Annotated in this window: 24 protein-coding genes and 1 riboswitch; of the genes, 11 read left to right on the forward strand and 13 right to left on the reverse strand. The window is 66.7% G+C overall.

The window, feature by feature from the left end; all coding sequences use genetic code 11:
• Positions 1-77: 77 nt before the first annotated feature.
• A complete protein-coding gene (locus tag ACFWPK_RS32480) occupies positions 78-1,196 on the reverse strand; it encodes an SPFH domain-containing protein (RefSeq protein ID WP_378922338.1) in 1,119 nt (372 codons plus the stop codon).
• Between the two features lie 12 nt (positions 1,197-1,208).
• Complete coding sequence (locus tag ACFWPK_RS32485) at positions 1,209-1,427, reverse strand: hypothetical protein (protein WP_378922340.1); 219 nt, start codon at positions 1,425-1,427, stop codon at positions 1,209-1,211.
• A 121-nt stretch (positions 1,428-1,548) separates the two neighbouring features.
• Between ACFWPK_RS32485 and ACFWPK_RS32490 the strand changes: the two genes are divergently transcribed.
• Both ACFWPK_RS32490 and ACFWPK_RS32495 read left to right on the forward strand, forming a co-directional pair.
• Entirely contained in the window at positions 1,549-2,175 is a 627-nt protein-coding gene (locus ACFWPK_RS32490) for a DJ-1/PfpI family protein (protein ID WP_378922342.1), read from the forward strand.
• On the forward strand, positions 2,172-2,621 hold the full coding sequence (locus ACFWPK_RS32495; protein WP_378922344.1) for a MarR family winged helix-turn-helix transcriptional regulator: 450 nt from the start codon (positions 2,172-2,174) through the stop codon (positions 2,619-2,621). Before ACFWPK_RS32490 ends, ACFWPK_RS32495 begins: the two co-directional genes overlap by 4 nt.
• A gap of 67 nt (positions 2,622-2,688) precedes the next feature.
• Here ACFWPK_RS32495 and ACFWPK_RS32500 read toward each other — a convergent pair whose 3' ends face one another.
• The 4 genes from ACFWPK_RS32500 to ACFWPK_RS32515 form a co-directional block, all read right to left on the reverse strand.
• Positions 2,689-3,237, reverse strand: a complete 549-nt coding sequence (locus ACFWPK_RS32500; protein WP_378922346.1) for a YceI family protein — start codon at positions 3,235-3,237, stop codon at positions 2,689-2,691.
• 28 nt (positions 3,238-3,265) lie between these two features.
• The gene (locus tag ACFWPK_RS32505; RefSeq protein WP_378922348.1) at positions 3,266-3,877 is read right to left on the reverse strand and encodes an FMN reductase; all 612 of its coding nucleotides are present in this window, start codon (positions 3,875-3,877) and stop codon (positions 3,266-3,268) included.
• Entirely contained in the window at positions 3,874-4,962 is a 1,089-nt protein-coding gene (locus ACFWPK_RS32510; protein ID WP_378922350.1) for an LLM class flavin-dependent oxidoreductase, read from the reverse strand. Before ACFWPK_RS32510 ends, ACFWPK_RS32505 begins: the two co-directional genes overlap by 4 nt.
• Before the next feature lie 77 nt (positions 4,963-5,039).
• Positions 5,040-5,798 carry an HAD-IIA family hydrolase gene (locus ACFWPK_RS32515; protein ID WP_378922383.1) on the reverse strand — a complete coding sequence of 253 codons (759 nt, stop codon included), beginning with the start codon at positions 5,796-5,798 and terminating at the stop codon, positions 5,040-5,042.
• A 158-nt stretch (positions 5,799-5,956) separates the two neighbouring features.
• Here ACFWPK_RS32515 and fgd point away from each other — a divergent pair, with 158 nt between their 5' ends.
• Positions 5,957-6,967 carry a glucose-6-phosphate dehydrogenase (coenzyme-F420) gene (gene fgd, locus ACFWPK_RS32520; RefSeq protein WP_378922352.1) on the forward strand — a complete coding sequence of 337 codons (1,011 nt, stop codon included), beginning with the start codon at positions 5,957-5,959 and terminating at the stop codon, positions 6,965-6,967.
• Positions 6,968-7,066: 99 nt separating this feature from the next.
• On the forward strand, positions 7,067-7,411 hold the full coding sequence (locus ACFWPK_RS32525) for a hypothetical protein (RefSeq protein ID WP_378922354.1): 345 nt from the start codon (positions 7,067-7,069) through the stop codon (positions 7,409-7,411).
• A 180-nt stretch (positions 7,412-7,591) separates the two neighbouring features.
• Here ACFWPK_RS32525 and ACFWPK_RS32530 read toward each other — a convergent pair whose 3' ends face one another.
• The 3 genes from ACFWPK_RS32530 to ACFWPK_RS32540 form a co-directional block, all read right to left on the reverse strand.
• Entirely contained in the window at positions 7,592-8,800 is a 1,209-nt protein-coding gene (locus tag ACFWPK_RS32530; protein WP_378922355.1) for an O-succinylhomoserine sulfhydrylase, read from the reverse strand.
• A 10-nt stretch (positions 8,801-8,810) separates the two neighbouring features.
• The gene (locus ACFWPK_RS32535; protein WP_067450341.1) at positions 8,811-9,227 is read right to left on the reverse strand and encodes a rhodanese-like domain-containing protein; all 417 of its coding nucleotides are present in this window, start codon (positions 9,225-9,227) and stop codon (positions 8,811-8,813) included.
• Positions 9,228-9,244: 17 nt separating this feature from the next.
• Positions 9,245-9,364, reverse strand: a riboswitch (SAM riboswitch).
• A gap of 45 nt (positions 9,365-9,409) precedes the next feature.
• The gene (locus tag ACFWPK_RS32540) at positions 9,410-9,868 is read right to left on the reverse strand and encodes a hypothetical protein (protein WP_378922357.1); all 459 of its coding nucleotides are present in this window, start codon (positions 9,866-9,868) and stop codon (positions 9,410-9,412) included.
• Positions 9,869-10,057: 189 nt separating this feature from the next.
• Between ACFWPK_RS32540 and ACFWPK_RS32545 the strand changes: the two genes are divergently transcribed.
• On the forward strand, positions 10,058-11,446 hold the full coding sequence (locus ACFWPK_RS32545; protein WP_378922359.1) for an FAD-dependent oxidoreductase: 1,389 nt from the start codon (positions 10,058-10,060) through the stop codon (positions 11,444-11,446).
• A gap of 36 nt (positions 11,447-11,482) precedes the next feature.
• Positions 11,483-12,331: an amidohydrolase family protein gene (locus tag ACFWPK_RS32550; RefSeq protein ID WP_378922361.1), complete on the forward strand. Its 849-nt coding sequence runs from the start codon at positions 11,483-11,485 to the stop codon at positions 12,329-12,331.
• A gap of 51 nt (positions 12,332-12,382) precedes the next feature.
• Here the strand turns inward: ACFWPK_RS32550 and ACFWPK_RS32555 are convergent, their stop codons facing one another.
• Positions 12,383-12,865 (reverse strand): DUF456 domain-containing protein, encoded by a 483-nt coding sequence (locus ACFWPK_RS32555; RefSeq protein WP_378922363.1) that lies wholly within the window; start codon positions 12,863-12,865, stop codon positions 12,383-12,385.
• A 127-nt stretch (positions 12,866-12,992) separates the two neighbouring features.
• Between ACFWPK_RS32555 and ACFWPK_RS32560 the strand changes: the two genes are divergently transcribed.
• Together ACFWPK_RS32560 and ACFWPK_RS32565 are read left to right on the forward strand one after the other, a co-directional pair.
• Positions 12,993-14,090 carry a CaiB/BaiF CoA transferase family protein gene (locus ACFWPK_RS32560; RefSeq protein ID WP_378922365.1) on the forward strand — a complete coding sequence of 366 codons (1,098 nt, stop codon included), beginning with the start codon at positions 12,993-12,995 and terminating at the stop codon, positions 14,088-14,090.
• 78 nt (positions 14,091-14,168) lie between these two features.
• Complete coding sequence (locus ACFWPK_RS32565; protein ID WP_378922367.1) at positions 14,169-14,540, forward strand: hypothetical protein; 372 nt, start codon at positions 14,169-14,171, stop codon at positions 14,538-14,540.
• Here the strand turns inward: ACFWPK_RS32565 and ACFWPK_RS32570 are convergent.
• A complete protein-coding gene (locus ACFWPK_RS32570; protein WP_378922369.1) occupies positions 14,527-16,026 on the reverse strand; it encodes a PLP-dependent aminotransferase family protein in 1,500 nt (499 codons plus the stop codon). The genes ACFWPK_RS32565 and ACFWPK_RS32570 overlap by 14 nt on opposite strands.
• A 62-nt stretch (positions 16,027-16,088) precedes the next feature.
• On the opposite strand from ACFWPK_RS32570, the gene ACFWPK_RS32575 reads away from it, so the two are divergent.
• The 3 genes from ACFWPK_RS32575 to ACFWPK_RS32585 all read left to right on the forward strand — a co-directional run bounded on the left by ACFWPK_RS32575 (position 16,089) and on the right by ACFWPK_RS32585 (position 17,927).
• Positions 16,089-16,352: a hypothetical protein gene (locus ACFWPK_RS32575; protein WP_378922371.1), complete on the forward strand. Its 264-nt coding sequence runs from the start codon at positions 16,089-16,091 to the stop codon at positions 16,350-16,352.
• Between the two features lie 37 nt (positions 16,353-16,389).
• A complete protein-coding gene (locus ACFWPK_RS32580) occupies positions 16,390-16,953 on the forward strand; it encodes a methylated-DNA--[protein]-cysteine S-methyltransferase (protein ID WP_378922373.1) in 564 nt (187 codons plus the stop codon).
• Between the two features lie 155 nt (positions 16,954-17,108).
• Complete coding sequence (locus ACFWPK_RS32585; RefSeq protein WP_378922375.1) at positions 17,109-17,927, forward strand: alpha/beta fold hydrolase; 819 nt, start codon at positions 17,109-17,111, stop codon at positions 17,925-17,927.
• On the opposite strand, the gene ACFWPK_RS32590 is transcribed toward ACFWPK_RS32585, so the two are convergent.
• Together ACFWPK_RS32590 and ACFWPK_RS32595 are read right to left on the reverse strand one after the other, a co-directional pair.
• Complete coding sequence (locus tag ACFWPK_RS32590) at positions 17,928-18,221, reverse strand: hypothetical protein (protein ID WP_378922377.1); 294 nt, start codon at positions 18,219-18,221, stop codon at positions 17,928-17,930.
• A 65-nt stretch (positions 18,222-18,286) separates the two neighbouring features.
• The coding region (locus tag ACFWPK_RS32595) for a hypothetical protein (protein ID WP_378922379.1) at positions 18,287-18,514 on the reverse strand (228 nt) is incomplete at its 5' end.

Genomic DNA, 18,514 nt, shown 5'->3' on the forward strand with positions numbered 1-18,514 from the left:
CCCGTTCGCAGCCCGGCGCCCCTGGGCGCCGGGGGGGGGGCCCCGCCCCGGCCCGCCCCCCCCCCCCGACTCGACCGTCAGACCTTGTCGACCTCGTCGTTCGAGAGCGCCTTCTGGTCGTTCGACAGCGCCTTCTGCAGGGAGTTGAACACGGTCAGCCCCTGGCCGACCATGCCGTTGAGCAATTCCCCCACACCGTCGGGGCCGTTGAGGACGGTGAGGTTGGCGCCTGCGAGACCGTGTGAGGCCTGCTTGACGATCTCGGGAAGTTGCTCGATGAGCATCTGGTCCAACGCGATTCGGTTGTTGGACGCCGCCGCTTCGGCCTGGATACGAGTGCGGTCGGCTTCGGCAACCGCGAGGATGCGGACTCGTTCCGCCTCTGCCTCAGCGGGTTTCACCACTTCGGCTTGAAGCTGCTGTTCGCGGAGTTCGGCGTTCTTGCGTGCCTGCTCGGCCTGGGCGTGCAAGACGGCCTGCCTGGCGATGGCGTCGGCGAGCGGGCCCGCCTGTGCCGCTTCGGCATTGGCCTTGTCGATGTCGCGCTGGTACTGGGCTTTGAGGATCGAGGTTTCGCGTTCATATTCGGCGCGACGGCGCAGCGATTCCTGTTCGGCTTCGGCGGAGCGCTGGGAGGCTTGGGCCTGGGCGATCTGGGCATCGCGCTGGACCGCCGCATTGTGCGGTGCGGCAAGGGCATTGATGTAGCCGAGGTTGCCGTCGTCGATGGATTGGATCTGGAACGAGTCGACCCACAGGCCGATATTGCTCATCTCCACCTTGGAGGCGATGAGTACCTCGTCGGCCAGCTTCTGACGTTCGCGGATGATCTCCTCGACGGTCATCGAGCCGACGATCGAGCGCAGGTGACCGGAGAAGATGCGGCCCGTCAGCACCGACATCTCCTGCTCCTGCTCGGACAGGAAGCGCTGTGCCGCATTGACGATCGACTGGGTGTCGTTGGCGACCTTGAACGCGATCACCGCACGCACATCGAGCTGGATGGCCTGCTTGGTGACGCAGCGTTCGCGGATCTCGGACTCGAACATGGCCAGCGACAGGTAGCGGACCTTGCGGAACAGCGGCACCACCCAGGTGCCACGACCGATGACGACCTTGAACGGGGTGTCGTCCTTGGTCTTGGCGCCACTGACCAGCATGGCTTCGTCGGGATCGGGAACGTGATAGCCCAGCATCGCGGGCCCCTTTCATTCAGAGGGAAGCGGTATCCAAGTGACCACGTCGACCAGGCGACCCGGGTGGACCGCGACGATCAACACGGTGGTCCAGGCGGCGATCGGCTCATCGGCTCGGGCGAGGTAGAGCTCAGTCCCCCCGCGAATCGAGACCAGCACCTCACCCAGTGCGCCCGCCTCCCGAATCGGTGACGTGATGGTGCCCGTCATGCCCTGCACGGAATCGGCCATCGCGGGTGAACCTCCCTGTCTCGCACCGGATGCCGTCAGCGTACGGAGCGTCGGCTACAAGCCGGTAGCAAAATTCTTATTGACAGCATTCTGTCAAATATGACAACATACTGTCATGTCGATGAAAACAGTTCACGTAGCCGTCTACGACACCCTCGCCGACTGGGAAGTGGGGGCCGCGACGGCGCACATCGCCAACGGCAACTGGCACCGGGAGCCCGGAAAATACGAGGTCGCGACGGTCGGCCTCAGCACCGAACCGATCACCACCATGGGCCGTCTGCGAGTGACACCCGACCTGGCCGTCGCCGATCTCGATCCGGCCGACAGCGCGATGCTGATCCTGCCCGGCGCGGATCTGTGGCTGGGCGAGGACCTGATCGCGTTCGCGCACAAGGCAAAAGAGTTCGTCGATGCCGGGGTACCGGTGGCCGCGATCTGCGGCGCGACCTTCGGACTGGCCACAGCGGGCCTGCTCGATGATCGCGCGCACACCAGCAACGCGGCGGAATTCCTGGTCTACAGCGGGTATTCGGGCGCGCAGCACTACGTCGAGGCGCCTGCGGTCACCGACCGTGACGTGATCACCGCGGACGCGATGTCGCCGTTCGAATTCGCCAGAGAGATCTTCGCCCGTCTCGATCTGTACGAACCGCATGTCCTCGAGGCCTGGTACAAGCTGTATGCGCACAAGGACCCGGCCGGGTACGCCGTGCTCGCCGAATACGAAGGGATCCACGCAGCTTGAACCCCGAACAGGACCTGCTCGACGGCGCCGCCCTCACCGTCTTCCGGCTCAACGGTCAATTCCTGACCATCGGCGACGGATTGTCCGCGCCTGCCGGAATCTCGGTGGCCTGGTGGCAGGTGATGGCCGCCGTGCAGGACCAGCCGCAGCCGGTGGCCGGGATCGCCCGCGCGATGGGTATCACCCGGCAGAGCGTGCAGCGGATCGCGGACCTGCTGGTCGGCAAGGGTATGTGCGAGTACCGGCCCAACCCCGCGCACAAGCGGGCCAAGCTGGTCGCGATGACCGAGGCAGGCGAGGCCGCCATTCGTCGGATAAATCCGCAGCACGCGGCCATGGCGCACCGGCTGGCAGAGGCGCTCGGTCCGGCGGAGTTCGCCGCGACGGTCGCGACCCTCCAGCGTCTCGCGGCGACTCTCGACACGATCATCGCCGACGAGGACTAGCCGCGGTACACAGCGGCCGACGCCCCCATCACCGAACAGGCGATGGGGGCGTCACGTCGGTGACGGGTCAGCCCTGAAGGACGGCCTCGATCTCGAGGGTGAGAGTGATCTTGTCGCCGATCACGGCGCCGCCGTCGGGCAGCGGCATGTCGATGTCGAGGCCGAAGTCGCGGCGCGAGACCACGGTCTTGGCTTCGAAGCCGGCGACCTGGCCGTTGCCCATGCCCGGGCTCACGCCGACGAACTCGACCTCGAGGGTGACCGGCTTGGTGTTGCCGCGCACGGTGAACTCGCCGTCGACGACGAAATCGCTGCCCTCGCCACGGAATCCGGTGGACTTGAAGGTCATCAGCGGGAATTCCTCGGCGTGGAAGAAGTCGGCAGTGCGCAGGTGGCCGTCGCGCTGGGCGTTGTCGGTGGTGAGGGAGTCGACGCGGATCTCGGCCTGTGCGGTGGCGGTGCCGTCCTCGGCGATCACGAGGGCGCCGTCGAAGTCGGTGAAGCGGCCGCGGACCTTGCTCACCATCAGGTGACGTACGGAGAAGCCGACGGTGGAGTGGGTGGGGTCGATGGCCCAGGTGCCTGCGGTGAGTCCCTTGGCGATGGCGGTGGTCATGTGTGTACTCCTTGTGGATGGGTGTGGATCAGTGGGAGAGATTTGCTGCGAGTAGGTCTTCGAACGGGGTCGTGTCGGTGTAGGGATCGGAGGGCCGGGTAGCGGTTGCGCCGAGTAAGAGCGCACTGAATTCGATTGCGGCGCGATCTATTCGGTTGTTCAGCGCCTGGTCGGCGCCGTTCGCGCCCCAATCGGTCGAAGCCGCGTAGACCGCGGTGGGGACGACGATCGAGCGCAAGTAGGCGAACAGCGGGCGCACCGCGTGTTCGAGGGCGAGGGAGTGTCGTTCGGTGCCACCGGTGGCACCGACCAGCACGGGCATCGCGGCCAGCGAATCCGGTTCCAGCACATCGAAGAACGTCTTGAACAGGCCGCTGTAGGAGGCGCTGAAGATCGGCGTGACGGCGATCAGACCGTCGGCGGTGACGACCTTGTCGATCGCCGCCCGCAACGACGGCGCCGGGAACCCGGTGAGCAGGTTGTCGGCGAGATCGCGGGCGTGATCGCGCAGGTCGATGAAGTCCTGCTCGACCTCACCGCCCAGTTCCCGTGCCGTCGCGGCGGCCAGCCGGTCGGCCAGCAAGCGCGTGGACGAGGGCTGCGACAGCCCGGCCGACACCACGGCGATGCGGGTTGTCATGCGGTCAGCTCCTTCGTTCGCGCGGCCAGCAGCGACGCATGCGTTGGCGCGTCCGGCACATGAGCGGGGCGTCGGGCCGCGAATTCCTTGCGCAGCACCGGAATTACTTCCTCACCGAGCAGGTCGAGCTGTTCGAGCACCGTCTTCAACGGCAACCCGGCGTGGTCGACCAGGAACAGCTGGCGCTGGTAGTCGCCGAAGTGCTCGCGGAAGGTGAGCGTCTTCTCGATGACCTGTTCCGGGCTGCCCACGGTGAGCGGGGTCTGTTCGGTGAAGTCCTCCAGCGACGGGCCGTGCCCGTAGACGGGCGCGTTGTCGAAGTAGGGGCGGAATTCGCGGACCGCGTCCTGGGAGTTCTTGCGCAAGAACACTTGTCCGCCGAGTCCGACGATGGCCTCGTCGGCACTGCCGTGCCCGTAGTGCTCGTAGCGACGGCGGTACAGCTCGATCAGCCGCTTGAAATGGTCGGTGGGCCAGAAGATGTGGTTGGCGAAGAAGCCGTCACCGTAGTACGCGGCCTGCTCGGCGATCTCAGGGCTGCGGATCGAGCCGTGCCAGACGAACGGCGGCACATCGTCGAGTGGACGCGGTGTGGAGGTGAACGACTGCAGGGGCGTGCGGAACTTGCCTTCCCAGTTCACGACGTCTTCGCGCCACAGCCGGTGCAGCAGAGCGTAGTTCTCGATGGCCAGGGGGATGCCGTCGCGGATGTCCTTGCCGAACCACGGATAGACCGGGCCGGTGTTGCCGCGGCCGAGCATCAGGTCGACCCGGCCGTCGGCCAGGTGCTGCAGCATCGCGAAGTCCTCGGCGATCTTGACCGGGTCGTTCGTGGTGATCAGCGTGGTCGAGGTGGACAGCATGATGTTGTCGGTGCGGCCCGCGATATAGCCGAGCATCGTGGTGGGCGAGGACGGCACGAAGGGCCGATTGTGGTGCTCGCCCATCGCGAACACATCGAGACCCACCTCCTCGGCCTTCTGCGCGATCGCGACCATCGCCTTGATCCGCTCGGCCTCGGTGGGGGTGCGGCCGGTGGTGGGATCGGTGGTCACATCGCCGACGCTGAAGATTCCGAACTGCACGGGCCCTCCTTTGGTTGCCATGGCAACTATAACCAGGGCGGGGGGCAACCTATTCCGGTGAGATGCGGATCACATGGCTACTCGGCGAACGGGCGGCGCGTCCGGCCGATCAAGTCGGCGATCGAGTCCACCACCATGGTCGGACGGAACGGATAGGCCTCCACCGAGGACTTCGTCGAGATGCCCGAGGTCACCAGCACCGTGCGCAGGCCCGCCTCGAGGCCCGCGATCACGTCGGTGTCCATCCGGTCGCCGATCATCACCGTCGACTGGGAATGCGCGCCGATCCGGCGCAGCGCCGAGCGCATCATCAGCGGATTCGGCTTGCCGACGTAGTACGGCTCCTTACCGGTGGCCCTGGTGATGAGGGCCGCGACCGAACCCGTGGCGGGCAGGACACCGTCGCGCGAGGGGCCGGTGGCGTCGGGGTTGGTGGCGATGAACTTCGCGCCGCGATCGACCAGGCGGATCGCGGTGGTGATGGCCTCGAAGGAGTAGGTGCGGGTCTCGCCCAGCACCACGTAGTCGGGATCGCTATCGGTGAGCACGTAGCCGATCTCGTGCAGCGCGGTGGTGAGGCCGGATTCGCCGACCACATACGCGGTGCCGTTGGGGCGCTGGTCGTCGAGGAAGGTAGCCGTGGCCAGCGCCGAGGTCCAGATCGACTCCTCCGGGATGTCGAGGCCGGTGTGGCGCAGGCGGGCCTGCAGGTCGCGCGGGGTGCGGATCGAGTTATTGGTGAGCACCAGGAACGGGATCTCGTTGGCGCGCAGTTCGGCGAGGAACTCGTCGGCGCCGGGGATCAGCTGATCCTCGTGCACCAGCACGCCGTCCATGTCGGTCAGGTACGACAAGATCTGCTCATCCTTGGTGGTCACCAGTTAATTGTCCGCTATAACCCGGCGTGGCGGGAGACGAAACGGCACGGGCGCGGACGCCGGACCGCGCGCTAGTGTCGTGTGGCAGGGGTCAACTGACGACAGGAGTGGCTGGAATGGTCGATCTCAAGCTCGGGTACAAGGCATCGGCAGAGCAGTTCGGGCCACGAGAGCTGGTCGAACTCGGCGTCGCCGCCGAACAGCACGGACTCGACAGCGCGACCGTGAGCGACCACTTTCAGCCGTGGCGCCACGACGGCGGCCACGCACCGTTCTCACTGGCCTGGCTGGCCGCCGTCGGCGAGCGCACCGACCGCATCCAGCTCGGCACCTCCGTACTCACCCCCACCTTCCGCTACAACCCCGCCGTGATCGCGCAGTCCTTCGCCACACTGGGCTGCCTGTACCCGAACCGCGTCATGCTCGGCGTCGGCACCGGCGAAGCCCTCAACGAGATCGCCACCGGCTACAAGGGCGAATGGCCCGACTTCAAAGAACGTTTCGCCCGCCTGCGTGAAGCGGTGAACCTGATGCGCGAACTGTGGACCGGCGAGCGCACCGATTTCAACGGCGAGTACTACCACACGGTCGGCGCCTCGATCTACGACGTTCCCAAGGGCGGAATCCCCGTCTACATCGCTGCCGGCGGTCCGGTGGTGGCCAGGTACGCCGGCCGCGCTGGCGACGGCTTCATCTGCACCTCGGGCAAGGGCATGGACCTCTACACCGAGAAACTGCTGCCCGCCGTCACCGAAGGCGCCGCGAAGGTCGACCGCAACGTCGCCGACATCGACAAGATGATCGAGATCAAGATCTCCTACGACACCGATCCCGAACTGGCACTACAGAACACCCGCTTCTGGGCCCCCCTGTCGCTGACCCCCGAACAGAAGCACGACATCACCGACCCCATCGAAATGGAGAAGGCCGCCGACGCCCTCCCGATCGAACAGGTCGCCAAGCGCTGGATCGTCGCCAGCGACCCCGACGAAGCCGTCGCCCAGATCAAGCCCTACCTCGACGCAGGCCTCAACCACCTGGTCTTCCACGCCCCCGGCCAAGACCAACTCCGCTTCCTCGACCTCTTCAAGCGAGACCTGGCCCCCCGCCTGCGCGCCCTGGGCTGAGACCGGTCGGCTCAGATCCCTGGCCGGGCGCCATTAACGGCGCCCGGCCAGATATCGATCCATGGTCACGAACACCGGAACGACACAAGGAAATGAACCATGGGATTGTGGATCGGTAGCCCCGCGCTGAACACCACCGAGAACGTCGTCTGGCAGAAACTCGCCAATCGAACACAAGGCAGCAGGGCCGTCGGCGGACGCCTCCACCTGACCGAAACCCGACTGCTCTTCGTGCCCAATCACCTCGACGCGATCACCGGCGGCAAGCGCTGGGAAGCGCCCCTGACCCAACTGCGCGCCGTCGGGCAGCAAAGCCCGGATGGCGGCCTGTTCAGCGGCGGCCTCCGCACTCGTCTGCGCATCGACACCGACGCCGGAACCGAACTTTTCGTCATCGCTCCGATCGACGAGGCGATCGCGATTCTGGACGCCGCAAGGCAGTGAATCCGTGCGCAGCGGCTTGGACGATCTCACGGTGGTGACCCACGACAAGAACATGGCTGCCGTCGCGGGGCACCTGGGGTTCGCGGTCTACGACCCGGTCCGGTAGGCGATCCACGAGTCCGACGTCGACCTGCCGAGCGGGGATCGTTGCGACAGGTCGACTCGGGACATTCGGACGAACTAGCTCAGGGCGTGGTCGAGGTCGCCGAGGAGATCTTCGAGGTCTTCCAGGCCGACCGAGATGCGAACTACCCCGTCGGACAAGCCGATTGACGCGCGTCCCTCCGGGCCCATGGCTCGGTGGGTGGTGGTGGCGGGGTGGGTGATCATGGTCTTGGCGTCGCCGAGGTTGTTGGAGATGTCGATGATGCGGAGGCGGTTGAGGACCTCGAAGGCTTGTTTCTTGCCGTCTTCGCCGTTGAGGGCGAAGGTGACGACAGTGCCGCCGCCGGACATCTGGTCCTTGGCCAGTGCGTGTTGTGGATGTGATTCCAGGAAGGGGTATTTCACCCAGTCGACCGAGTTCTTGGTCTCCAGGAATTCGGCCACTCGCAGGGCCGACTCGGTGGCGTGACGGACGCGCAACGGCATAGTTTCCAGGCCCTTGAGCAAGGTCCACGCGTTGAAGGGGCTCAGTGCGGGGCCGGTGTGGCGCATCAGGGTTTTGACGGGGCCGTCGATGTAGTCCTTGGCGCCGAGGATGGCGCCGCCGAGGACGCGGCCCTGACCGTCGATGTGTTTGGTGCCGGAGTAGACCACCACGTCGGCGCCGAGTTCGAAGCCGCGCTGGAGCAGGGGGGTGGCGAAGACGTTGTCCAGCACCACCTTCGCGCCCGCGGCGTGGGCGAGCTCGGTGACCTTGCGGACATCGACGAGGGTCTGCATCGGGTTGGCGGGGGTCTCGAAGAAGACGGCCTGGGTGGGCACGGAGAGTGCCTGCTCCCACTGGTCGAGGTCGTCACCGTCGACGAAGACGGTTTCGATGCCCCAGCGCGGGAGGATCTCGTTGCAGACCACGAAACAGGAACCGAACAGACTGCGGGCGGCGACGAGTCGATCGCCCGCCTTCAGCAGCGCACCGAGCGCGGTGAACACCGCCGACATGCCGGACGCGGTCGCGAAGGCCGCCTCGGCGCCGTCGAGCAGGCGGATGCGCTCCTCGAACATCGCCACGGTCGGATTGCCGAAGCGGGAGTAGACGAAGTGCTCGACGTCGCCGGTGAACGCGGCCTCGGCGGCTTCGGCACTCTCGTAGACGAAACCCGAGGTCAGGTACAGCGCCTCGGAGGTCTCGTCGAAGCCGGAACGGCGCAGGCCACCACGCACGCCGAGCGTGGCGGGACCGACGCCTTCGGGCAGTGGCTTGTCGAACGAACCACCGGTGATCATGCTTTTCTCCTTATGCCTGACGCCACGGCAGGCCGACCGCGCGCCAACCGGTGCTGCCGCGCTGACCGAACGCGTCGGGTCCACCTTCGAAGCCGTCGAGCACGTTGTAGGACGGTGCCACGCCCGCCGCCGTCGCCAGGTTCGCCGCGTGCGCGGAACGCTGACCCGAGCGACACAGGAACACCACCGGTGCGTCGTCGGGTCGACCGGCCAGTGCCTGCTCGAGCTGCACGCCGAACTCCGGGTTGCGTGTGCCGGTGCCGTCGACCCATTCGATGAAGTGGGCCGGGCGTTCGATGGAACTGGTATCGGGAATGCCGATGTGTGCCCACTCGCCCTCGGTGCGCACGTCGACCAGCACGGCGCCGGGATGCTCGGTGAGCAGCTCCCACGCCTTCTCAGGGGTGATGTCGCCGGCGTAAGTCATGTCGATCCTCCTGCGTGAATCCGCTCTTGCCGTGCCGGAAATCCCCGAACACACGGCCAGGTCGTCACCCGGAGCACCCCACCGCGGAGGAGGGTTGCCGACCAGCGAGCCGGGGCTTGACGCTGGCACTCATGACCTTGCGATCTGAGATTGCCTCGGCACCGGTCATCGTGTCAAACGATTCAGAAGGTGCACACCAGCCACGCGCTGTCGACGCGGGTCAGTTTCCAGGTGTTGGTCGACGGATTGCCGTTCACCACGAGGGTGGCGTCGATTTTGGCGCGGTCGCCGTTGACGGTCGCGTTCTCGAAGCCCCTACCGTCGATCGTGACAGTGGATTTCGGGCCACCGAGCTGTTCGCCGAGGCCGGATTTCTCCTCGTCGAACCCGGGGCAGGCCACACCGGTCGGCGGACGGAGGTCGCTGCGCGAGCGTGCGTCGATATAGTTGGTGACGGCGGCCGCGAGACGGTCGGCCTCTGTGACATTTTTCTCAGCGGGTGAGAGCAGTCCGCCCGCCACGATGCCGATGAGCACGATGATCGCGATCACCGCGGCCGCGACGAACGGGACGATGGAACGCTTGTCGGTCTGATCCACCACTACGGGCTGGTCATCCGAGCCTGTTTGCTCCTCGTTCATGCTGTAATCCTGACAGACCCGTGCGGGCAGCTACACCGCGCGCCGGGTGACCGCAATGCCGCAGCTAGAATCGCCATGACTGCGGGCTGATGCCAACTCGATGACAGCTGCCAGCAAGCGGGATTGCCGACTTAGCCTAAGCTAAGTTGACGCCGTCAAACAGTTCTCGACCAAAGGGTGCGCGTAGAAATGACCGAACAGAGTGCAGCGACTCGCCCACTTCGCATTGCGATCGTGGGTGCGGGACCGGCCGGTATCTACGCCGCCGACGCCTTGATGAAGTCCGATGCCGACGTGAGCATCGACCTCTACGAGCGCATGCCCGCGCCCTTCGGCCTGATCCGCTACGGCGTCGCCCCCGACCACCCCCGCATCAAGGGCATCATCACCGCCCTGCACAAGGTCCTCGACAAAGACCAGGTCCGCCTGCTCGGCAACATCGACTACGGCACCGACATCACCCTCGACGACCTGCGCCAGTTCTACGACGCGGTCATCTTCTCCACCGGCGCCAACGCCGACCGCGCCCTCGCCATCCCCGGCATCGACCTCGACGGCTCCTACGGTGCCGCCGACTTCGTGTCCTGGTACGACGGCCACCCCGACGTCCCCCGCGCCTGGCCCCTCGAGGCAGAGAAGGTCGCCGTCCTCGGCGTCGGCAACGTCGCCCTCGACGTCGCCCGCGTGCTGGCCAAGACCGGTGACGAACTCCTCCCGACCGAGATCCCCCCGAACGTCTACGAAGGACTCAAGGCCAACAAAGCCCTCGAGGTCCACGTCTTCGGTCGCCGCGGCCCCGCCCAGGCCAAGTTCACCCCCCTCGAGCTGCGCGAACTCGATCACTCGCCGACCATCGAGGTCATCGTCAACCCCGAAGACATCGACTACGACGAAGGCTCCGAAGCCGCCCGCCGTAACTCCAAGCAGGTCGACATGGTCGCCAACACCCTGGAGCAGTGGGCCATCCGCGACCACGGCGACCGCCCGCACAAGCTGTTCCTGCACTTCTTCGAGTCGCCCTCGGAGGTGCTCGGCGAAGACGGCAAGGTCACCGGTCTGCGCACCGAGCGCACCCAGCTCGACGGCACCGGCAACGTCAAGGGCACCGGCAACTACACCGACTGGGACATTCAGGCCGTCTACCGCGCCGTCGGCTACCTGTCGCAGAACGTCACCCAGCTGCCGTTCGACGATCAGGCAGGCACCGTGCCCAACGAGGCCGGTCGCGTGATCTCGGACGACACCGCCGAAGGCGACGCCCGGTTCATGCCCGCCACCTACGTGACCGGCTGGATCAAGCGCGGCCCGGTCGGCCTGATCGGCCACACCAAGGGCGACGCCAACGAGACCATCGCCTGCCTGCTCGACGACGCCAAGGCCTTCGCGCCCGCGCCGAAGCCCGAGCTCGAAGCCGTCACCGAGTTCCTCGAGGGCAAGGGCATTCCGTTCACCACGTGGGCGGGCTGGTACCGCCTCGACGCCCACGAGCGCGCCCTCGGCGAGCCCGAAGGCCGTGAGCGCGTGAAGGTCGTCGAGCGCGAGGACATGCTGCGCGCGTCCGAGCCGAACAAGGCCTGAGCTGCCGCCGCTGCCGAGATAGGGCATTCTGTACAAGTGTTCGATGCCCACGTCCACATTATCGATCCTCGGTTTCCGCTGATCGAGAACGAAGGCTATCTACCCGAGCCCTACGTGATCGATGACTATCGAAAGCGAATGGGGCACTTCGATGTCCGCGGCGGTGCTGTCGTCAGCGCGTCTTTTCAAGGCGCCGATCAGACGTATCTGAAGGCAGCACTGTCCGCGCTCGGTCCCGACTGGGTCGGCGTGACCCGGCTGGATCTCGATGCCACCGACGACGAGATCCTCGAGTTGAACAAAGCCGGTGTGCGCGCGCTGCGGTTCAATCTCAAGCGCGCCGCCGCCGACATCACCGAGATGACGTTGCAGGCGTTGCGCGCGCACGAACTGGCGGGCTGGCACGTCGAGCTCTATATCGACGGTCAGATGCTGGCCTCGCTGCAACCGGTGATCTCGAAGCTGCCCGCGCTCTCGATCGACCATCTCGGCATGTCCGAGGAGGGTTTGCCTTATCTGCTCGACCTGGTGGACCGCGGCGCCAGGGTGAAGGCGACCGGGTTCGGGCGGGTGGAGATGGATGTGGCCGAGACACTGCGGCGCATCCACACGGTCAATCCGGGTGCGCTGATGTTCGGCAGCGATCTGCCCGGCACGCGCGCCGGAAGACCGTTCGAGGAGCGCGATGTTGACCTGATCTGCCAGGTGGTCGGCGCGGATATGCACGCGGTACTCGAGGACAACGCCCGCGAGTTCTACCGCCTGCCCGCCGTGCGCCGCGACCAGGTGCCGCCCCCGCGCGTCGAGAACCCGACCATCCCGATCCCGCGCAACCTGCTGCCCGGCGCGGACGAGCACACCCGCCCGCTGCCGGTCATCGAGTAGTCGGTTCTCGAGGGAACAGGCCGAGAACCCGCGGCGCCAGCCGCCATAGACTCAGCTCAACAGCGCGCCGGTTAGCCACACGCCGGAGGCGATCAGCGCGCCGAACAGCTCGACCAGCATCGACAGGCCGACGCCCTTGAGCGCGTGCACCGTTGCGGGCCAAGCCAAGTCGTTGGTCTTCAAGCGGTACAGCTCGGCCAGGTACACACCGAGCACGAAGCCGATGAACAGGCCGACGATCGGGATCACGAAGAAGCCGATGATGCCGAGCACCGCACCGGCCAGCAGCGCACGGTTCGACACCCCCGCTTCGCGCATCCGCCTACCCGGCCAGGTGTACTTCACGACGCCGGAGAGCACCAGCGCGACGGTCGCGATCGCCAGCACCGTCCAGGCCGTCGCACCGCCGGTCATGAACGCCCACACCGCGATCGCCGCGAAAATGAGGATCACCCCCGGCAGAATCGGTACGATCACGCCGACGATGCCGACCAGAATGACGAGGCCGACAAGGACCTCACCCCACACGCTCACTACCGGTCCTCCCGTTGCCGCGCCGAGTCGCGCTCGTGCGAATTCTCACCCATGCTCTACCCGAGCCGCCACCCCAGCGCTATTGTCGGAGTGTCAATACCGTTCGACGACGAACTGAGGTCACCGCGTGAGCACGGAGTCCACCGCCAAGCAGGGGCCCCTTGCGGGCATCAAGGTCATCGAGTTGGCAGGCATCGGGCCAGGCCCGCACGCCGCGCTGCTGCTGGCCGACCTCGGCGCCGACGTGGTGCGCGTGCAGCGCCCGAACCAGCTACCCGGCTTCATGGAACGCCCACAGTGGCGCGGGCGAACGATCGTCGAGGCGAATCTGAAGGACCCCGCCGACGTCGCCAAGATCCTCGACCTGGTCGAGAAGGCCGACGTGCTGCTCGAGGGCTTCCGCCCCGGCGTCACCGAGCGCATGGGCCTCGGACCCGACGATGCGCTGGCCCGCAACCCGCGCCTGGTGTACGGCCGGATGACCGGCTGGGGCCAGCACGGCCCGCTCGCCGACCGCGCGGGACACGACATCAACTACATCTCGCTGACCGGTGTGCTCAATGCCATCGGGCGCAAGGGCGAGCGTCCGGTGCCGCCGCTGAACATGGTCGGCGACTTCGGCGGCGGCTCGATGTTCCTGGTGTTCGGCGTGCTCGCCGCGCTGGTGGAGCGGCAGGGTTCCGGCAAGGGCCAGGTGATCGACGCCGCGATGATCGATGGCGCGCTCGCCCTTTCGCACATGATCTGGGGCATGCGCGGGGTCGGTCTGTGGTCCGACGAGCGCGGCACCAACCTGCTCGATACCGGCATGGCCTTCTACGACACCTATGAGACCTCCGACGGCAAGTACATGGCCGTCGGCGCGATCGAGCCGCAGTTCTACGCCGAGCTGCTGGCCGGACTGGAGATAGATCCGGAAGGTCTGCCGATGCAGATCGACCCGAACGGTCAGGAGCAGCTGCGCAAGCTGTTCACCGACAAGTTCCTGACGAAGACCCGCGACGAGTGGGCCGCGATCTTCGACGGCACCGATGCCTGCACCACACCGGTGCTGACCTTCACCGAGGCCACCGAGAACCCGCACATCGTGGCCCGTACCGGCCTGATCGACATCGACGGTGTGGTCCAGCACGCGCCGGCGCCGCGGTTCTCGCGCACGCCGGGCGGCACGCCCACTCCCCCGCCGAGCGTCGCGACACCGATCGAAAAGGTCTGGGCTGACTGATTTGCCTGCCTGTCGTCGGTAAAGTTTTCCCTTATCGACGACAGGCTGAGGATCCGAACCGTCAGAACGCCACCGAAGGTGCTCGCCGCCCTCATCGCGGTGACCACCTTCGGCGCCGCGGTGCTGTGCTTCATCCTGGCCGAAGGATTGTTCGACACCCGGCAAGCCGACCTCGCCGAAACCCATTGCCACAGTGAGGCACCGGTGCCGGTGATGGTGAGTGTGCTCAACGGGCTCGCGACCGGGCTGCTGCTGGCCGCCGCGATCTCGCTGCTGTGTTTGCTGGTGCTGCTGTTCCGGTATCCGTCCGAACGCAGCGCCGTCGCGGTGCCGTTGACCGCGGTGGGGTTGGTGGCGTCGGTGCTGTTCATGTTCGGGGCCGGGTACGAAACCGTCCGCCCCGCACCGGTCGCCACCGGGCACAACCCGTGCGCGTTCAGTAGCAGGTGAGCGGTTGGAGCGGGTCGGCGGCGCGCGGTGTGAGGGCGTCGTAGGCGGCCGCGATGGACTTGACGGCGATGCGCAGGTCGGCCTCGGGGTGGGTGTAGGGCAGTCGGACGAAACGTTCGAAGGCGCCCTGGACGCCGAAACGTGGTCCAGCGGCGAGTAATACACCATGGTTGGGGGCGGTGGCGGCGAGCGCGGTGGAGACCGGGCTCGGCAGCTGGGCCCACACCGACATGCCGCCCGCGCCGACCGCGATGTGCCAGCCGGGCAGATCTTCGGCCACGGCGTCGAGCAGGGCGGTGCGCTGGGTGCGTAGCTGTTCGCGGCGGCGCTCGAGGATGGGTTCGGCGTTCTCGAGCAGGTGGACGGTGGCGAGCTGATCCATCACCGGGGTGCCGAGGTCGACAGTGGAACGGATGCCGAGCAGCTTGGTGATCAGGGGCTGATTGGTGCGGATCCAGCCGACGCGCAGGCCACCCCAGAACGACTTCGACGCCGAACCGATCGTGACGATCTCCGAACCCTTCGCGAACGCGGCGACAGGCGGGGGCATCGACCCGTCCGACAGGTTCAGTTCGCTCATCGACTCGTCGACGACGACGGTCATCCTGGTGTCGCGGGCGATAGCGGCCAGTTCGGCGCGGCCCTCGGCGCCGAGCAGCAGGCCGGTGGGGTTGTTGAAGTCGGGAACCAGGTAGGCCAGGGTGGCGGCGGTTTGCCTGGCCGTGCTGCGCAAGCCTTCGAGATCCCAACCGGCGTCGGGGAATTCGGGTCGCAGCGGGATCGGGATGGGGCGGGCGCCGACGTCGCGAATGGCTTCGATGGCGTTCGGGTAGGAGGGGTGCTCGATCAGGACTCGCGCGCCGGGTGAGGCGAGCACGTTGAGGAGCAGCCGAAGTCCGTGTTGCGCACCGAGAGTCACCAGGATCTGTTCCGGCTCGGTCGGCAGGCCACGGGCGGTGTAGCGGCGGGCCAGCGCTTCGCGCAGCGCGAGGATGCCGACCGGGTCCATGCCGTGGGTGCCGAGGTAGGACGGAATTCCTTGCAGTGCGATGGAATACGCGTCGTGCAGCTCAGGGGAGGCAGGCATCGCGGCGTAGGTCATGTCGATGGTCGGCAGTTCCGGCTGCGCCATCAGGGCCATGATGCCGCGGCTGGGCTTTGCCCCGTCGTGCTGGATGGCGGGCGGTAGCGCGACGGTGCTGCGGGAGCCCTGGCGGCTGATCAGGTACCCGTGTTCACGCAGCAGCGAATACGTGGAGGTGATGGTGGTGCGGCTGACGCCGAGGGTGCCCGCCAGATCGCGCTCGCTGGGCAGCGCGACGCCGAGTGGGGCGCGACCATCATGGATCAGCAGGCGGATGGCCTCGGCCAGGGCCAGGTAGGCGGGCCGGTGCGGGCGGCGTTCGGAATCGCCGTCGGTGTCGGGGTCACGCCACCGGCCGAGGTCGCGAGCCAGGCCCGCTGCGCCGATCACTCTTGTCGCCATAAAGTCCAGTATTCCCTAAGTGGATATTTCTGAGCAAGGCCAGTCGATGGATTCTTACTGACATGACCACTTTCCTTGCCCTCACCGTTGCCGTTGCCTTCGGGGTGGCGGTCTACTACTTCTCGCCCAAGAAGGGCGAGCTGCCGTTCTGGCCCTTCCAATATCTGCCGCATGACCGGGCTTTCGGCACCTATGACGAGCAACGACTCTTCCGGGATCTCGATGCGATGCGGGCGCACGAAGTCGGCGACGATGCGGTCCAGTTTCCTGAAACTGGCCTTAACAATGCTTCGACTGACACGCAGCGTGGGTCGCTCGCCGCGTGAGTGTGTCTTTGTCGGTGGGTCGGCGCACACTGTCACCATGAGTGACTCGACGCAGACCGAGACGGTGGTCTCGGCACTGTTCGACACCGCTATCGGGCTGTGCGCTATCGCCTGGCACGGTGATGCCGTTGTCCGGTTCCAGCTACCCGAGGCCAGCGAGGAGGAGACCCTCGCGCGGATCACCCGGCCGTTCGATGGGTCCGCGGTGCCGGAGAGTGCGCCGGGGCCGGTGATCGTCGAGGCGATCGAGGGTATCCGCGCCCACCTCGATGGTTCGGTCGACTCGCTGCGCTGGATCGAGGTGGATCTACGGGGTGTGCCGGAATTCCATCGCTCGGTGTACGCGGTGACGCGCGATATCGACCCGGGTCACACGCTCAGCTACGGGGATATCGCCGGCCGCGTCGGCGTTCCCGGCTCCGCGCAGGCCGTTGGACAAGCGTTAGGCCGCAACCCTGTTCCGCTCATCATTCCGTGTCATCGGGTGCTCGCGGCCGATCACGCGTTGCACGGGTTCTCGGCGCCGGGCGGGATCGGCACCAAAGCGCGACTGCTGGAGATCGAACGGACGCCAGGGTTCGGCGAACCGATGTTGTTCTGATCGGCATCGACCGATGAGTTCGTTCGGCTGCGTCCGTCTCAATGAGCAAGATCAGACTCGGGCCGGCTACCGGGTCCGCGAAACCCGCGCGGACCTGCGGTCGAGGTGATCGCGTACCGTCGAGCGCGGCGGCCCGTTATCGAGAGGAACTCCCCATGCAGACTGTGACGTCGGCCGACGGCACCACGATCGCCTACGACCGGATCGGTGAGGGCACCGCGGGGACCGTCATCCTGATCGGTGGCGCGTTCAGCTACCGCGAGTTCCCGACGATGGTCGAACTCGCGCAGGCGCTGGCCGACGACTACGGGCTGACGGTGCTGAACTACGACCGGCGCGGGCGTGGTGACAGCACCGACTCCCCCGGCGTGTACGACGCGGCGAACGAGATCGCCGATATCGCGGCGCTGGTCGAGGCCGAGGGCGGGAAGGCGGCGCTGTTCGGCTGGTCCTCCGGTGCCGCGCTCGCGCTGCTGGCCGCGCAGTCGGTGCCCGGCGTCACCGAGGTGGTGGCTTTCGAGCCGCCGTTCGTGGTCGACACGAAAGGCCATGTGCCGCCGAAGGATCTGGAAGCCAAGCTGCATCCGATGATCGCCGCGGGCGAGCTCGGGAAGACCGTGCGGTACTACATGACCAAGGCGATGGGGATGCCGTTGCTCATGGTGGCGGCGATGCGGGTGACGCCGTTCTGGAAAACGCTTGCGGCAACGTCGAATTCGACCGCGCACGACTGGGCGGTGATGAAGCCGTACATGCGGGGGAAGAATCTGGATCCGGCCGACTGGCAGGGTGTCGAGGTTCCGGTGCTCGTCCTCGCGGGCGACCGGACCGCACCGCTGCTCATCAAGGGCTCGAAGGCCGCGGCCGCGGTGCTGCCGAACGCGGAGTTCGCCGAGCTCGCCGGCGTGAGTCACAACCCGAAGATCTCGATCCTCGCCCCCGCTGTCGGCGAATTCCTCACCCGTACACGGTGATCAGGGTGGCGGTGGGTGATCGCGGAAGAACTGGCACGGCTCACCGGTGAGGTAGCCGTCCAAACAGGCGAAGTAGGCCTGGACGCAGCTGTTACTCGTGCAACCGACGGTATAGAGCATCCCGCGAATACGCTCGTTGCGCTGCTGCGAAGGGGTCAGCGTCTGCGCGGGCGGCAACACCGAAGTCGCCCGGGTGGCGCTGGGCGAGGGAGCAGGAGCGTCCTGAACGGCACATCCGGGCAGAACCGCCAGCGCGAGCAACGCCGCCGCGGCTGATCCACGTCGCAGAGCCATCATCCACCTCCATCCGAAACCCGTCTCGACGCTACCCCGGCGGGCATTCGGACGCCGAGGTGCAGTCAGAGGGTCGCGCCGTAACCACTGCCGAGCACGCCACCGGCGACGGCGCCCGCAGCCGCCGCGGGGATGCCGAGAACAGCGGCACCCGTCGCTGCGCCGACCGCGGCACCGATGGCCGCGCCTGCGCCGGTACTAGATGATTGATTCCAAGGGGATGCGGCACCGATGGCAGTGCCGCGTTGGTTGCCGCAGCGGTGCGTGAGTGATCGCGCCGATGTGAGACTGCT

Origin of the sequence: Nocardia sp. NPDC058519 (assembly GCF_042719755.1) — a bacterium.
Classification (GTDB): domain Bacteria; phylum Actinomycetota; class Actinomycetes; order Mycobacteriales; family Mycobacteriaceae; genus Nocardia.

Bases quoted from the DNA above. Each gene is read 5' to 3' on its own strand.
- ACFWPK_RS32540 (WP_378922357.1), bottom strand. From the start codon at position 9,868: ATGAACGAGGAGCAAACAGGCTCGGATGACCAGCCCGTAGTGGTGGAT.
- ACFWPK_RS32515 (WP_378922383.1), bottom strand. From the start codon at position 5,798: ATGGACGGCGTGCTGGTGCACGAGGATCAGCTGATCCCCGGCGCCGAC.
- ACFWPK_RS32505 (WP_378922348.1), bottom strand. From the start codon at position 3,877: ATGACAACCCGCATCGCCGTGGTGTCGGCCGGGCTGTCGCAGCCCTCG.
- ACFWPK_RS32590 (WP_378922377.1), bottom strand. From the start codon at position 18,221: ATGGCTCTGCGACGTGGATCAGCCGCGGCGGCGTTGCTCGCGCTGGCG.
- ACFWPK_RS32575 (WP_378922371.1), top strand. From the start codon at position 16,089: ATGACCACTTTCCTTGCCCTCACCGTTGCCGTTGCCTTCGGGGTGGCG.
- ACFWPK_RS32485 (WP_378922340.1), bottom strand. From the start codon at position 1,427: ATGGCCGATTCCGTGCAGGGCATGACGGGCACCATCACGTCACCGATT.
- ACFWPK_RS32545 (WP_378922359.1), top strand. From the start codon at position 10,058: ATGACCGAACAGAGTGCAGCGACTCGCCCACTTCGCATTGCGATCGTG.
- ACFWPK_RS32535 (WP_067450341.1), bottom strand. From the start codon at position 9,227: ATGACTTACGCCGGCGACATCACCCCTGAGAAGGCGTGGGAGCTGCTC.
- ACFWPK_RS32530 (WP_378922355.1), bottom strand. From the start codon at position 8,800: ATGATCACCGGTGGTTCGTTCGACAAGCCACTGCCCGAAGGCGTCGGT.
- ACFWPK_RS32525 (WP_378922354.1), top strand. From the start codon at position 7,067: ATGGGATTGTGGATCGGTAGCCCCGCGCTGAACACCACCGAGAACGTC.
- ACFWPK_RS32570 (WP_378922369.1), bottom strand. From the start codon at position 16,026: ATGGCGACAAGAGTGATCGGCGCAGCGGGCCTGGCTCGCGACCTCGGC.
- ACFWPK_RS32580 (WP_378922373.1), top strand. From the start codon at position 16,390: ATGAGTGACTCGACGCAGACCGAGACGGTGGTCTCGGCACTGTTCGAC.
- ACFWPK_RS32500 (WP_378922346.1), bottom strand. From the start codon at position 3,237: ATGACCACCGCCATCGCCAAGGGACTCACCGCAGGCACCTGGGCCATC.
- fgd (WP_378922352.1), top strand. From the start codon at position 5,957: ATGGTCGATCTCAAGCTCGGGTACAAGGCATCGGCAGAGCAGTTCGGG.
- ACFWPK_RS32480 (WP_378922338.1), bottom strand. From the start codon at position 1,196: ATGCTGGGCTATCACGTTCCCGATCCCGACGAAGCCATGCTGGTCAGT.
- ACFWPK_RS32585 (WP_378922375.1), top strand. From the start codon at position 17,109: ATGCAGACTGTGACGTCGGCCGACGGCACCACGATCGCCTACGACCGG.
- ACFWPK_RS32490 (WP_378922342.1), top strand. From the start codon at position 1,549: ATGAAAACAGTTCACGTAGCCGTCTACGACACCCTCGCCGACTGGGAA.